12 protein-coding genes and 3 tRNA genes are annotated in these 13865 nt (G+C 39.4%); 5 read left to right on the top strand and 10 right to left on the bottom strand.

The window, feature by feature from the left end:
- Nucleotides 1-288 precede the first annotated feature (288 nt).
- Nucleotides 289-993 (top strand): response regulator transcription factor, encoded by a 705-nt coding sequence (locus GQR56_RS20420; RefSeq protein WP_024611310.1) that lies wholly within the window; start codon nt 289-291, stop codon nt 991-993.
- Here GQR56_RS20420 and GQR56_RS20425 read toward each other — a convergent pair.
- The 7 genes from GQR56_RS20425 to nudE form a co-directional block, all read right to left on the bottom strand.
- Nucleotides 990-2501: a YifB family Mg chelatase-like AAA ATPase gene (locus GQR56_RS20425; protein WP_166115070.1), complete on the bottom strand. Its 1512-nt coding sequence runs from the start codon at nt 2499-2501 to the stop codon at nt 990-992. The genes GQR56_RS20420 and GQR56_RS20425 overlap by 4 nt on opposite strands.
- A 34-nt stretch (nt 2502-2535) precedes the next feature.
- Complete coding sequence (locus GQR56_RS20430; RefSeq protein ID WP_166115073.1) at nt 2536-3150, bottom strand: trimeric intracellular cation channel family protein; 615 nt, start codon at nt 3148-3150, stop codon at nt 2536-2538.
- A 735-nt stretch (nt 3151-3885) separates the two neighbouring features.
- Nucleotides 3886-3962, bottom strand: a tRNA-Met gene (locus GQR56_RS20435).
- Between the two features lie 62 nt (nt 3963-4024).
- Nucleotides 4025-4101 (bottom strand) — tRNA-Met (locus GQR56_RS20440).
- Between the two features lie 78 nt (nt 4102-4179).
- Nucleotides 4180-4256, bottom strand: a tRNA-Met gene (locus GQR56_RS20445).
- A 136-nt stretch (nt 4257-4392) separates the two neighbouring features.
- Nucleotides 4393-5196, bottom strand: a complete 804-nt coding sequence (gene cysQ / locus GQR56_RS20450; protein WP_024611307.1) for a 3'(2'),5'-bisphosphate nucleotidase CysQ — start codon at nt 5194-5196, stop codon at nt 4393-4395.
- On the bottom strand, nt 5189-5761 hold the full coding sequence (nudE, locus tag GQR56_RS20455; protein ID WP_166115076.1) for an ADP compounds hydrolase NudE: 573 nt from the start codon (nt 5759-5761) through the stop codon (nt 5189-5191). The genes cysQ and nudE overlap by 8 nt, the downstream gene beginning before the upstream one ends.
- Before the next feature lie 61 nt (nt 5762-5822).
- Here nudE and yrfG point away from each other — a divergent pair, with 61 nt between their 5' ends.
- Nucleotides 5823-6470: a GMP/IMP nucleotidase gene (gene yrfG, locus GQR56_RS20460; protein WP_166115079.1), complete on the top strand. Its 648-nt coding sequence runs from the start codon at nt 5823-5825 to the stop codon at nt 6468-6470.
- A 15-nt stretch (nt 6471-6485) separates the two neighbouring features.
- Here yrfG and GQR56_RS20465 read toward each other — a convergent pair whose 3' ends face one another.
- The 3 genes from GQR56_RS20465 to GQR56_RS20475 all read right to left on the bottom strand — a co-directional run bounded on the left by GQR56_RS20465 (nt 6486) and on the right by GQR56_RS20475 (nt 7924).
- Complete coding sequence (locus tag GQR56_RS20465; protein WP_166115082.1) at nt 6486-7109, bottom strand: dUTP diphosphatase; 624 nt, start codon at nt 7107-7109, stop codon at nt 6486-6488.
- A gap of 105 nt (nt 7110-7214) precedes the next feature.
- Nucleotides 7215-7583: a YacL family protein gene (locus GQR56_RS20470; RefSeq protein WP_166115085.1), complete on the bottom strand. Its 369-nt coding sequence runs from the start codon at nt 7581-7583 to the stop codon at nt 7215-7217.
- Nucleotides 7584-7699: 116 nt separating this feature from the next.
- Nucleotides 7700-7924, bottom strand: a complete 225-nt coding sequence (locus GQR56_RS20475) for a hypothetical protein (RefSeq protein ID WP_166115088.1) — start codon at nt 7922-7924, stop codon at nt 7700-7702.
- 303 nt (nt 7925-8227) lie between these two features.
- On the opposite strand from GQR56_RS20475, the gene uvrD reads away from it, so the two are divergent.
- The 3 genes from uvrD to GQR56_RS20490 all read left to right on the top strand — a co-directional run bounded on the left by uvrD (nt 8228) and on the right by GQR56_RS20490 (nt 13392).
- Nucleotides 8228-10393: a DNA helicase II gene (gene uvrD / locus GQR56_RS20480; protein ID WP_166115091.1), complete on the top strand. Its 2166-nt coding sequence runs from the start codon at nt 8228-8230 to the stop codon at nt 10391-10393.
- Nucleotides 10371-12440 (top strand): GNAT family N-acetyltransferase, encoded by a 2070-nt coding sequence (locus tag GQR56_RS20485; protein WP_166115094.1) that lies wholly within the window; start codon nt 10371-10373, stop codon nt 12438-12440. The genes uvrD and GQR56_RS20485 overlap by 23 nt, the downstream gene beginning before the upstream one ends.
- Before the next feature lie 103 nt (nt 12441-12543).
- Nucleotides 12544-13392, top strand: coding sequence for a chemotaxis protein (locus tag GQR56_RS20490; RefSeq protein WP_166115097.1), 849 nt, complete (start codon nt 12544-12546; stop codon nt 13390-13392).
- Nucleotides 13393-13865: the final 473 nt, after the last annotated feature.

Raw genomic sequence — 13865 nt, forward strand, 5'->3', positions numbered from 1 at the left:
TTATCATTCCATGCTCGCTTTAGCATTTACTATGATGTGGCTACCAATGTGGGCTGATTAATATATATACTACAAAGATCAACAGCCCCTAGTTGTTATTTAAAATAGCGGATTACTATTAATATCTTAATTAGCACCTTTTAATTAGTTTAAAGGTGCTAACCTCTCCTGTTATAACATCTTGTATGCCTTTGAAATATTAAGTAACTTAAAACTCACAAACACTCTTCTCAGCATTTACCTAATGGTGCTACCATATAGAACTATAAGCATTCAAAATAAAGTACTATGGCTATTAATGTTTTATTGGTTGAAGACGATGAACTACTCGTTAAACGCATCCAAAATCACTTCTCAGATACAGAATTTACCATTGAGGTAGACCCAACTGGCGCTGATGCTCTTAGCATTGTAAGGCAGCGAGTAAACCTACACGGTGTTATATCACTAGCCATAATTGACATTGTTTTGCCAAAGCGCGATGGACTTCAGCTTGCAAAAGAATTAAACACACTTACTGATATTGGCGTTATTGTATTATCGAGTCGTGACTCCCAAGCTGATCGTATTGCAGGCCTTGCACAAGGTGCTGATGACTACATTTGTAAACCCGTCGACTTACTTGAACTAGAACTACGCATGCGCGCACTTTATAAGCGTGTAGCGGTTACTCAAGACGATGATGAAAGCGAAGAGTTTATAGAATACGCAGACTTTAAGCTTCACCCCGATAACCGCACATTAATTACCGCTTCAGGTGTTGAATCACGCTTAACTGAAGCTGAGCATAAAGTGCTTATTTGTCTGATTAGTAATGCAGGCAAAGCCACATCCCGCGAAAAAATATCAGAAGAAATCGGTCAGCCAGATTGGAGCCCTAACGATCGCACTGTTGATGTACTTATTGGTCGTTTACGTAAAAAATTAAACGATGAGAAAGATCAAAAACGCATTGTTACCGTTCGCGGTAAAGGGTATATGCTCTCTATTTAATACTTAGTTAATTGCGCAATAAGGCGCTCAAATGCACGGTAATTAAGTGCCTCCTTGAGTTCATTTAAACTAATATTTTCAGCCCCTTTTAAATCACTAATAGTACGCGCCACCTTAATTACTCTATGGTAAGAGCGTGGCGATAAAGATAATTTCTCACTCGCTCTGGCTAAAAACTGTAATTCTGCAGACGCAAGAACACAATGCACACTCATTTCTTTATTATTAAGCCTCGCATTAACCTTACCTTGGCGTTTTAGCTGTAGGTAATAAGCCGCTTCAACTCTTGCTCTAACCTCAGCACTACTTTCCTCAGGCTGAGTACTTTGTAGTTCAACACTTGTTAAGCGAGGTAGTTCTATTTGCAAATCAATACGGTCAATAAAAGGTCCTGATACTCGCGACAGATAGCGCATAACTTGATCGGGAGTTGCCCGCTTATCAGTATGGCTCCCTGTAGGACTTGGGTTTAATGCAGTTATAAGTTGAAACTGCGCTGGAAACTCCATTTGCCTTGCAGCACGCGAAATGGTCACAGTGCCGGTCTCCATTGGTTCACGCAGCGAATCCAGTACCTTACGCTCAAACTCGGGTAATTCGTCCAAGAAAAGCACACCATTATGTGCCAACGAGATCTCACCGGGCTTGGGATTAGAAGAGCCACCAACCAAAGCAACTGCTGAACATGTATGGTGTGGATTACGAAATGGTCGTTGTCGCCAATTAGTTAAATCTATGGATTGGCCAATAATAGAGTAAAGCGCCGCTGTCGAAATAGCCTCATCATCCGACATGGTCGGCATTATGGTTGCCATGCGCTGGGCAAGCATTGATTTTCCCGTTCCAGGTGGACCTAAAAATAATAAATTATGTCCGCCAGCTGCGGCTATTTCTAATACTCGCTTTGCACCGGGCTGACCTTTAACATCGCTTAAATCGAGTAAAAAGTCAGGGGCTTGGGTACAATCAGGATATTCGACATTTAAAGGCAAGGGTTGTTGATTGAGTAAATCACCCCACACTTCTTGAATAGAGCTGACGGCTTTGCGTTTAACGCCATTAACTAAGCTTGCTAGGCTATCGTTTGCAAGAGGTAAAAAGCAGCAGCGATCTTGCTCTTTAGCAGCAAGTACCGAAGGTAAAATAGCATTTACACCACGCACCTCACCATTAAGAGCAAGTTCTCCGTAAAATTCATACTTATGAATGTCAGGGCACACAATTTGTCCTGAAGCGACTAAAATACCTACCGCAATAGCAAGATCAAAACGTCCACCATCTTTTGGTAAATCAGCAGGGGCTAAATTTACTGTTATTCGCTGATCAGGGAAGCCAAATTGAGAGTTTTCAAGTGCGCTACGCACTCTGTCTTTTGATTCTTTAACGGACGCTTCAGGGAGGCCTACAATATGAAAAGCAGGTAAACCATTTCCTAGGTGAACTTCTACAATAACTTCGGGGGCGTTTATTCCCACCTGAGCACGAGAAAATATACGAGCTAACGACATTCCTTATCCTAGTAAATGGTGTGATTACACCAGTCTAGTCAGGATATTTAAAAATGTGTAATGTGATCTGCCATTTTATCGCAGCTAAACGAAGCAACAGGGTCATTAGCATGCCTAATACCATTGCCATTTCAGTGACTAACGAAAAGCCTATACTTAGCGTGTAAACAGTACCACCAGCAATGCAGGTAATAGCGTAAAGCTCGCCTTTTAATAGCATAGGAATTTCGCGGGCAAGTACGTCTCGAATTAATCCACCAAAGCAGCCTGTAATTACAGCCATAATTACAGCTGTCATATCTGGCATACCAGCAAGTTGCGCTTTTTGTGCCCCCATTACGGCAAAAAAAGCCAAACCAAATGCATCGGCTGTTTGTAAAATATAATGAGGTATTGGTTTTTGCTTATTTATAAGACGTACGGTGACAAATACAGAAGCAAGTATTGCAAAAAAGTAACTTTGGTCGTGCAACCAAAAAACAGGAACATCTAAAATAAGATCGCGTACTGTACCACCACCAATGGCAGTTACCGTCGCTAAAACGACGACACCAAAACCATCCATTTTTTTCTCGTACGCTAACAAAGTGCCCGATACAGCAAATACCGCAATACCTATTAAATCAAACCAGTGATAAAGTTCTGTCATGTGTATTATTACTTAAAATATTTTAACCGTTTTAACATAAAACACTCTTTTTAAAAAATAAGTTATTTGTAAAACGTCATAGGTATTAGAGGGAAGTCATTAAATAAAGCAGAATATAAGGTATTTTACCAAATTCCAGACGCAAAAAATCACTCAATGAAGGGTGTTATTTTGTTTTAACTTTAAATATTTAATTTCAGTGGTTGTGGGAGCTTGAGTTTGTAAAAAGCGAACCGACGACCTTCGCTTACTTGTGCAAAGTATTTTGCGCAGTAACGGTGAGTTTAAATTCATAAGAATTTATTAAACTGCAGACGCAAAAAATCACTCGATAAAGAGTGCTATTTTGTTTTAACTTTAAACATTTAATTTCAGTGGTTGCGGGAGCTTGAGTTTGTAAAAAGCGAACCGACGACCTTCGCTTACTTGTGCAAAGTATTTTGCGCAGTAACGGTGAGTTTAAATTCATAAGAATTTACCAAATTCCAGACGCAAAAAATCACTCAATGAAGAGTGTTATTTTGTTTTAACTTTAAATATTTAATTTCAGTGGTTGTGGGAGCTTGAGTTTGTAAAAAGCGAACCGACGACCTTCGCTTACTTGTGTAAAGTATTTTGCGCAGTAACGGTGAGTTTAAATTCATAAGAATTTATTAAACTGCAGACGCAAAAAATCACTCGATAAAGAGTGCTATTTTGTTTTTAATTTTTAGATATTTAAGTATTTAATTTCAGTGGTTGCGGGAGCCGGATTTGAACCGACGACCTTCGGGTTATGAGCCCGACGAGCTACCAGACTGCTCCATCCCGCGCCTGAAATTTGTATGCTTGTTTAAAGTTGCCTACATTACAACTTGGCTTCCAATTAAAGAATTGGTTGCGGGAGCCGGATTTGAACCGACGACCTTCGGGTTATGAGCCCGACGAGCTACCAGACTGCTCCATCCCGCGCCTGTATATTTTAAGTCTATCGACTACTTTATTTAATCTCTTAAGCTAGAGTTATTACAGTAACCAACATTAGAAAATTGGTTGCGGGAGCCGGATTTGAACCGACGACCTTCGGGTTATGAGCCCGACGAGCTACCAGACTGCTCCATCCCGCGCCTGTAATTTCTTTAAAGCAACTTCGTTTTATTTACGAGCCTGCCTTGAAGAGAGCGCTACTATATAGGAATAAACATATAATGCAAGGCTTAAAGCACTTAAAGTTGTTCAAGTGCGCAAAAAGCAATCAAACCACTATTCTGCACTCAACCTTTGATGTGGCGTAATCATTTTTTGCCATTCCCAATCAGGGTGCCCCATAACAATAAAGTCAGGGTTTTCAGTGCTTTCACGCTGATTATAGGTTAGCGGATTAAATTCAGCATCTGTAATGCAGCCGCCAGCTTCCTCAACAATAATTTGTGATGCGCCAGTATCCCACTCACCTGTTGGACCGATTCTTAAAAAACAATCGGCTTTACCCTCTGCAACAGCACAAGCCTTTAATGAACAAGAACCCACTGCAATGGTTGTAAATTGAGCGTTTAAATATTGGCTTACAGCTTCAATTTTTTGACGACGACTCACAGCAAGCGTAAGGGTGTTTGGTGTTGCTACAGATATTTGCTTATCATTTGCATTTTCGCGTTTGAAAGCACCATTTTTTGCTGTCGCAAAATAAGTAATTCCTTTTGCTGGCCAATGAATAACACCAAGCACTGGGTGGTTATTTTCAATCAATGCAATATTTACTGCAAAGTCGCCACTTTCTAAAATAAACTCACCAGTGCCATCCATCGGATCGAGTAACCAATAACGCTGCCAATTTTGTCTATCAGCAAGTGCTGGTATAGGTGTTTCTTCCGACATAATTGGAATGTCAGGCGCAAGTGCTTTCAATCCAGCAACCAGTACGTCGTTTGCAGCTAAATCAGCTTTGGTAACCGGCGTGTTATCTGATTTCTCTTGCTGACCAATATCGCCTTTTTTATAAATGGCCATGATTGCATTACCAGCAAGTTCAGCTAATTCAATACAAGGTTCAATTAATTTATTCATCGGCAGCTCCAGACGCTAAGTATTTATCTAATAATAGCAAAGCGGCAACACTGCGAGCTTCAGTAAAATCTTCTTGGTCTAATAATGACTGCAAGTCGATTAATGGCCACTTAACAACAACCAGTGTCTCTGGCTCATCTCCTGGTAATGTTTTTGGATAGAGTTGCTTAGCAAACAATATATGCATGGTGGCATTAAAGTAACTAGGTGCCATGGTAACGGTTCTTAGTGGTTTAAAGTATTCAGCACCAAAACCCACCTCTTCCTTAAGCTCTCTGTTAGCTGCTTGCTCTGGTGTTTCACCAGGATCTATTAATCCTTTTGGAAACCCTAATTGATAGTCGTTAGTGCCTGCACAATATTCACGTACGAGTAGTAATTCGTTATCGGCAGTTAGAGGCACAATCATCACTGCGCCTCGACCACCGCCGCGAATTCGCTCATATTGGCGCTCTTCGTTATTAGAGAATTTAAGTTCTAAAGATTCCACAGTAAATAGTCGACTTTTAGCGACAACATTATTACTAAGAATTTGTGGTGGTGTTGGGTGCTTTTTCTGTGTCATTGGCGTTAATTTGCTATCATGGCAGTTAGTTCAATAATAAACCTTATAAGTTGAAATTCCTATGTTAAATTGGTCAAAAATCGATACCGTTTTGCTTGATATGGACGGAACATTACTCGATTTACATTACGACAGTCATTTTTGGCTTAACGTAATTCCACAACAACATGCATTAGCAAGAGGCATTAGCTTAGACGCAGCCAAAGCAGATATTTTAAAACGCTATCAAGCCGTAAGCGGTCAAATACAGTGGTATTGCTTAGATTACTGGGAACAACAATTAAGCTTGCCTATTATGGAACTTAAGCGCGAATCAAAGCATTTAATTAAAATGCGAGAAGACGTACCTCACTTTTTAACAGAGCTTAAAAAAGCAGGTAAAGAGTTAATTTTGCTTACTAACGCCCATCCTGAAAGTGTCATGCTCAAATTTGAAGAAACTGCGATAGATAATTATTTAGATGGCGTAGTCTCTACTCATGAATATGGGATAAGTAAAGAGCAGCAAAGTTTGTGGCATAAAGTGCAAGACGACTTAGGTTTTAATAAAAACCGTACACTGTTTATTGACGACAGTATCCCCGTTTTAAATGCCGCACGAGAATACGGCATTGAACATTTACTTGCAGTTGCTAACCCCGATAGCCAACAACCACATAACGAAATAGCCGATTACCTAAGCGTTACCGACTACCGCAAGTTAATATAACTCAAATGACCCGAATTAACTTTTTGGGTAACGCGCTTCTAGACCTTGATATACTAATTTTGCAAAGTCTGCATGTTCTGTATCGAGGCTTTTAACTACCTCAACTAAATGCTCGTTATCTTCTTGCCCATTCCATTCTTTGATGTAGCTACCGTCTTTATAACCGTGATCTTGGCGGAAAAAATTTAACGTATTTTTACCTACGTAACCGCGATATAAATCGTCAATATTCATATCCATTTGCGCCATACAACCAGCAAAGGCACCTGCATTAAACGTTTTATCAGCAACAGCAGTCGCCGCTAATATCTCTAGTGTTTGTTTAAAGTCATCAGCTTGTTGAGCATTGCTAAGCTCAGTTTCAAGTTGCTTTGCTAAGTCTTCGTAGCTAGTTTCGCCGTCAATTCTAAGCGATAGACCAAAATGAAAAATATCAACCAACTCTAAAATAACTTGTTCAGTATCTGGTGTTTGTTTTTTCCACCATTTCCAACCATGATGATCCAACATTTCAGCACACTCAACCCAAATAGCGCGGTACCATTCAAACCCTTGAGTAAACCATTGCTCATGTACTTTAGTATTCATGGCGTTTTGCATTTCTAGCATCACTACTAGCTTGTTTAAATTGGCAGACATATCAGTTCCTGTCGTTTTGGTTGGCGTAATTTTCGTTGGTGTAATAATACAGATAAAATGCTAATTGTGCATTGCTGTATATTTTCATTAGTGTGCTAATTATGTTTATCGTGACGTCGTAAACTCATGCCAAGAATCAATTAAATCAATAAAATCTTCAAAGCCACAACCACTGCTTAAACCATTTTCTTCAAGCGCTAAATCGTCATCTTGATACGCTATTAGGTCTTCGCTATCTTGATGAAGCGCATGGGCTTCAAATAATGCTTCGTCTTTCGTTAATATTAAATTTATTTCTTGGCCTTTTAGCGTTAGCGGCTCATAGCTTGAACTTACCGATGCAATAAGCGCTTGCACCATAGCTACTTTATCTTTGCCTATTTCTTCGTTTAGCCAGCGACCAATAATGGCGTGTTCGCTGCTTATTTTAATACGTAGCCCGCTAATAGGATCGCGAATAAATTGGTATTCCATAGGGTTTGCCTGTAAATCTTTAATTGCGTAATTATATACGTAAACGCCCGTAAACCACAGGATATATAAAGCAAAATAGCGCCACATGGGCGCTATTTCACTCAATTTTAAAGCCGTTAACTTCGCGATCTATAACGCGCTGCGTCAATAATAGCCCATAAGTAAATAATAGGCACAAGTACAAAACCTACAAGCACATAAATTAGTGCGTAACTTATTATAATAGCGAGTGCAAAAAATATAGCCGCTAAAATACGCCCTTGCACTAACTGCCCTAAACCAGGAAAAAATATATTACATAATGCTGCGATTACGTTACCGCCAGAACCTTGATCCGCCATACTAACCTCTGTATTTATTTAATTTTATAATTATTTACCTACACACTCTATGCCAATTTATTAAAGCTTACAAATCAAATAGTTAAATTAGTCTAGATTTAGAGAGTTGGTAAATTTTGCTAAAATTAGGTCAAATTAGCAATTATTGTTATCCGTTTACACTTTTTTATTCGCTTAATTAATTAGCAAGTTACTCGTTTTGAACACTATTTTATAAATAGCTGTTTATAAAAACAGTATTTTATTTAGCCTAACAAAAACACCTGTTATACTGCCCACAATATTGATTAAAAAGGCGTAACGATGGACGTTTCACAATTACTCGATGGCTTAAATGACAAACAACGCGATGCCGTTGCAGCCCCACTACAAAACATGCTGGTATTAGCAGGTGCTGGGTCTGGTAAAACACGAGTGTTAGTTCATCGTATTGCGTGGCTTATGCAAGTTGAGCAAGCCTCCGCTTACAGTATTTTTGCAGTTACCTTTACTAATAAAGCCGCTAAAGAAATGCGTGGCCGCGTTGAAGAAACACTAAAAGCGCCTGTAGGTGGTATGTGGATTGGTACTTTCCATGGTTTATCGCATCGTATTTTACGTGCTCATCACCGTGAAGCTAACTTACCTGAAGCCTTTCAAATTTTAGACTCTGACGATCAGCTTCGGATGATCAAGCGCTTATTAAAGTCGATGAATATTGATGATAAAAAATGGCCTGCTAAACAATTTGGCTGGTACATAAGCGCCAAAAAAGATGAAGCACTTCGCCCTAAAGATATTCAAGCATACGATATTAACGAGCAAATGATGCTGCGTGTTTACGCCGCCTATCAAGAGGCCTGTGATAGAGCCGGCTTAGTTGATTTTGCCGAGATATTGCTACGCAGCTACGAAGTGTTAAAAAATAACCCTACGTTACTGCGTCATTATCAGCAACGCTTTGCACATATGCTCGTAGACGAGTTCCAAGATACAAATACCATTCAATATGCTTGGTTAAAGTTACTTGCTGGCGATACTAACAGCATTATGATTGTAGGCGACGATGACCAAAGCATTTATGGTTGGCGTGGTGCTAAAATCGAAAACATTAAACGTTTTTTAACTGACTTCAGCGCAGAAACCATTCGCCTTGAACAAAACTACCGTTCAACCGCGACTATTTTGAAAGCATCTAATGCATTAATTCAAAATAACTCAGAGCGTATGGGTAAAAGCTTATGGACCGACGGTAACGATGGCGAGCCAATCTCGATTTATGCAGCATTTAATGAGTTAGACGAAGCACGCTTTGTAAGTAGCAAACTACGAAGCTGGTTAAATGCAGGGAATGCCCTGCAAGATGCAGCAATTTTATACCGTAGTAACGCGCAATCTCGTGTACTCGAGGAAGCCATGCTACAAGAAGGCTTAAAATACCGTATTTATGGTGGTATGCGATTCTTCGAACGACAAGAAATTAAGGATGCGCTTTCGTATTTACGTCTGGTGGGTAATCGTCAAGACGATGCCGCATTTGAGCGTGTAATTAATACGCCAACACGCGGTATTGGTGATAAAACATTGAGCCATATACGCGACTGTGCACGAGCAGAATCGTTACCGCTTTGGTATGCCGCAAAAGCAATTGTAGAACAACAGCATTTATCTGGTCGTGCTTCTGGCGCAGTAAGTAAGTTTGTAGAACTAGTTGAACAAATTGAAGATAAAATTAGCGATCTAACTTTGCATGAGCAAGCCAAGTACACAATCCAAACCTCAGGCTTGATGGCAATGTACCAAGCTGAAAAAGGTGAAAAAGGCCGTGCTCGCGTAGAAAACTTAGAAGAACTAATTAGCGCATGTGACCAGTATGAGCTTCCTGAAGACGAAGAATACAGCTCGCCTTTACAAGGCTTTTTAGCACATACATCACTTGAGTCAGGTGAAGGGCAGGCAGAAGAACACGAAGACGCAGTTCAAATGATGACACTTCACTCAGCAAAAGGCTTAGAATTTCCGCTAGTGTTTATGGTGGGCGTAGAAGAAGGCATGTTCCCTTCTCAGCAAAGTAACGAAGAGTCGGGTCGCTTAGAAGAAGAACGCCGCCTTTGTTATGTAGGCATGACACGAGCAATGGATAAGTTATACATTAGCCATGCTGAGAGTCGCCGCTTATACGGGCAAGAAAAATACCATAGTCCATCACGCTTTTTACGCGAAATTCCAGAAGACTGCGTTGAAGAAATCCGTATTAAAACACAGGTTTCTCGTCCGCCTGCCGCCGGGCGTTTTAGCGCATCAGTTAGCCATGCCGCATTTGAAGACAGTGGTTTTAATTTAGGTCAACGGGTTCTGCATGCTAAGTTTGGCATTGGTACCGTACTTAATTACGAAGGCAGTGGCGCGCAATCTCGCGTACAAGTTAACTTTGATGACCTTGGCACTAAATGGTTAGTAACGGCCTATGCACGATTACAAGCGATATAAAGCACATCTAAATGAATTGGGGCAACAACTAGCTGACGCGTATCATCGTCAGCTAATCCTGATTACTGGCAGCTCAGCTTGGTGCTATGAATTACTCTATTCATTAATAGATGATGACAATACACTTGTGGTATCTAAGCAGAGTGCGCTTAAAAATTCATACTGGCCTACCCGCACTCATCAAATTTTAGGGCAAGAATTTGCTCACGCCGTTTATGATGGCTTTAGTGGTTTGCACCCAGATAAACTTGCGGCACTTGGCGGCGCTGTTAAAGCCGGTGGTATGCTGTTTTTATTACTGCCTGAATTAGATGACTTACCTACTTGGCAAGACCCTTCATTAAGTACAGTGCAATCACACGGTCATACCATTAACTACAGTTTATTTAATCAACGTTTCGCAACTGTTATTAAACAATTACCTGCTTTTCATTTTAGTGAAAAAGATGGCTGTATTAATAATGCCGTAACTTCTGTTACTTATAATAAAATTGATTATGAGCCTCAGCAAAGCTGTGTTGATCAAATAATAAAAGTGGCTAATGGTCGTGCTAATAGACCATTACTTATTAATGCAGATAGAGGCAGAGGTAAGTCGGCAGCACTTGGCCTCGCAACAGCAAAACTGACTGATAAAAAAGTAATTATTTGCAGTACCCAGTTTAAAGCGGCCCATAGCAGCTTTAAACATTTAGCTAAAGAGTTAGGTCTACAATACAACCCAGAAAAGAAACAACTCGCCAACTTACACCATGTTGCACCTGACGCGTTATTAAGCACGTTACCAAGTTGCGATTTATTATTAGTAGATGAAGCTGCTGCAATCCCCGTCCCACTATTATTAAAAATGCTAGCTCATTATCCTCGTATTGTATTTGCAAGCACACTGGTTGGTTACGAGGGCAATGGCAGAGGTTATACCATTCGCTTTAGCAACTATATTAAAGCGCATTACAAAGCATCTAAAGTTATTACACTTGATGAGCCACTGCGCTTTGCTAAACATGATCCTCTTGAACAACATATTCGCAGCTTGCTTGCACTTGATGCACAATATAAAGAGTTAAGTAGTGCTCAATTAGAGCAGCCAGTACATAGTGAAATAACTCAGCAATTCCTTGTAAACAATGAACCTTTACTGCAACAAGTTATTGCCCTGCTTGCATTGGCTCATTATCAAAGTAGTGTAAACGATTTACGTCAACTACTAGACGCACCATCGCAACGACTATTTATTAGTAAAATTAATAACCAATTAATTGGCGTATGTTTAATCACCATAGAAGGTGGTTTAAGTGAAGAACTTGCTCTACAGGTTATAAGCGGAGAGCGCCGCCCACAGGGTCACTTAATGGCTCAAACCCTCTCACAACTTAGCTTTAATAATAGCTACTTAAGACAGTTGAGCGCTCGCGTTGTACGAATAGCGATTGATCCGAGTTCTCACAATATAGGCTTTGGTAAAAAGCTACTTAGCTATTGCGAGTCGCAAGTAAAAAGCCAATGTAGTTGGTTAGGTGCAAGCTTTGGCGCAACAGCACAGTTACTTAATTTTTGGCAAAACCAAGGATTTGATACCGTAAAGCTAGGTTATCAACGCGATAAAAGCACAGCTGAACATTCAGCGCTTGTGGTTAAATGCTTAAGCAACAAAAGTGCAATTATTCAACCTCTAAAAAAGCAGTTTAAAAACGATTTTTTTTATGGGCTTTTAACACACTTTAAAACACTAGATTGGCAACTTGTAAGTATTCTAATTGAAGGATTTAGCGATGGGTTAATAAGCCCCGAGACTCGCGAACGATTAACCCTGCTCGTAAACAGTAACTTCACTCAATTTAGTATCTCTGCGACTCTTTGGCAGATAATAAACCAGTCTCCTTCTTGTATATCTCAATTAAAAGAGTCTGACAAACAACTTTTAATAAAGTTAGTGCTTCAACATGAAAGTAATGAAAAAGTGATTCAACACTTAGGTTTATTAGGAAAAAAACAGCTTGAGAATCAATTTAAACATGTCGTAAAAAATCTCACTAATGGCATCTAATAACTTCTAATTACTCTACCTATATTAAATCTTACCTATCTTTAAGCTATTTACTTAATTTGTTCTATCCTTAAAGTATTAATAGGTAAATTAAGATAAAGGCATGGAATTAATAAACTTTAAAGTGGGCTGTAAAACAATTTCACTTAAAATACTCGATATTTTATTAACAGAGCGCTTTGACAATAATCTAACAACTTTACCAAACAATAATAAAAGCTTTATTGGTGTTAAAGATTATATGGATATACCAACGCCTGTTTTTGATTTAGGTATTATTTTAAATAGTATCTCAACCGAACAAAGTAATACGCACGCATTAAAACAACTAAGAACATGGCAAGAAAAACTATTAAACTGGTTCAACACCCTTCAAAGTAACTTGCTAAATAGCTCGGCTTCTATTTCAAGCAATGACGGAGAACTACAAGATTTTGTTCTGTTTTACAAAGAGTTCAGCACCGATAATGAAGACTTAAAATTAACAATGTCTCGGATTGACGAGCCTTTTCAATCATTGCTAGAAACGGTCAAAGAAGCCATAGCAGCCCATAATCAAAATGATCATAAACAAGTGTCAGCCCTGCTCGACAAAATTAAGCGTAATAGTCTAATTCAGCTCGAGCGTTTATTTGAATCAGCTAAAGAGCAAATAACATTAGACTATAAACCTATTATTGTTTTTACCACTAAAGACGGCTTAAACCCACATGTAGGGTTATTGGTAGATAAAGTCGAAGATAATATCGACTATAAAAAAGAAGACATTAAACCACTAGATAAGCTCACTGAGGTTGGTTTTGATCTAGACCCACAAACTAAAAATATGATGCGAGGATTAATCAAGCTTTCACAAAAGCACAGTGTATTAATTGATCCAAGCGTAATATTTAAACCAACACAACTAGAAGAATCTGAAAGTGAAGAAACTCAAGCTTACGGACTATTTTGAATAGCCTTTATATTTGGTTATAAACTTTAGTACTGAAGTAATGAGCTATTCAGTTCGACTTGTATACTTAGGTGAATTGAAGAGACCTCGAGTGCGTAATGTTCATTACTCCCCTATATTTCACTTTTCTGCAGACGTAAAAATCCCAAACCTTTAGATTGGGGCTTTCTACAATGTGAAGTCGGTGCGCTACGCATACGCAGTAGAATGTTTTAATGCCCAAAGCGGTGGAGAGCCACAGTATAAATACTGCATTATCACTCTCTCAAGCTGCTTATTATCGCGCTATCGCAGAGACTGGTGAGATAAGTGGGCTTCTTTAAAGTGGGTCATGAGCTGTAATCGAATGAAATAAGGGATATTAATAGTGTGTATGGCGCGAGTTGTGCATTATTCGCACACACTTCACTTTTCTGCAGACGTAAAAAAGCCCGAATCGTTAGATTCGGGCTTTCTACAATTTGAAGCCTGGT

The organism is Pseudoalteromonas sp. Z9A5 (genome assembly GCF_011378875.1).
In the GTDB taxonomy this organism is placed as follows: Bacteria; Pseudomonadota; Gammaproteobacteria; order Enterobacterales; family Alteromonadaceae; genus Pseudoalteromonas.

Coding starts and splice junctions, on each gene's coding strand:
- GQR56_RS20420 (WP_024611310.1), top strand. CDS start 289: ATGGCTATTAATGTTTTATTGGTTGAAGACGATGAACTACTCGTTAAA.
- GQR56_RS20425 (WP_166115070.1), bottom strand. CDS start 2,501: ATGTCGTTAGCTCGTATATTTTCTCGTGCTCAGGTGGGAATAAACGCC.
- GQR56_RS20430 (WP_166115073.1), bottom strand. CDS start 3,150: ATGACAGAACTTTATCACTGGTTTGATTTAATAGGTATTGCGGTATTT.
- cysQ (WP_024611307.1), bottom strand. CDS start 5,196: ATGAATAAATTAATTGAACCTTGTATTGAATTAGCTGAACTTGCTGGT.
- nudE (WP_166115076.1), bottom strand. CDS start 5,761: ATGACACAGAAAAAGCACCCAACACCACCACAAATTCTTAGTAATAAT.
- yrfG (WP_166115079.1), top strand. CDS start 5,823: ATGTTAAATTGGTCAAAAATCGATACCGTTTTGCTTGATATGGACGGA.
- GQR56_RS20465 (WP_166115082.1), bottom strand. CDS start 7,109: ATGTCTGCCAATTTAAACAAGCTAGTAGTGATGCTAGAAATGCAAAAC.
- GQR56_RS20470 (WP_166115085.1), bottom strand. CDS start 7,583: ATGGAATACCAATTTATTCGCGATCCTATTAGCGGGCTACGTATTAAA.
- GQR56_RS20475 (WP_166115088.1), bottom strand. CDS start 7,924: ATGGCGGATCAAGGTTCTGGCGGTAACGTAATCGCAGCATTATGTAAT.
- uvrD (WP_166115091.1), top strand. CDS start 8,228: ATGGACGTTTCACAATTACTCGATGGCTTAAATGACAAACAACGCGAT.
- GQR56_RS20485 (WP_166115094.1), top strand. CDS start 10,371: ATGCACGATTACAAGCGATATAAAGCACATCTAAATGAATTGGGGCAA.
- GQR56_RS20490 (WP_166115097.1), top strand. CDS start 12,544: ATGGAATTAATAAACTTTAAAGTGGGCTGTAAAACAATTTCACTTAAA.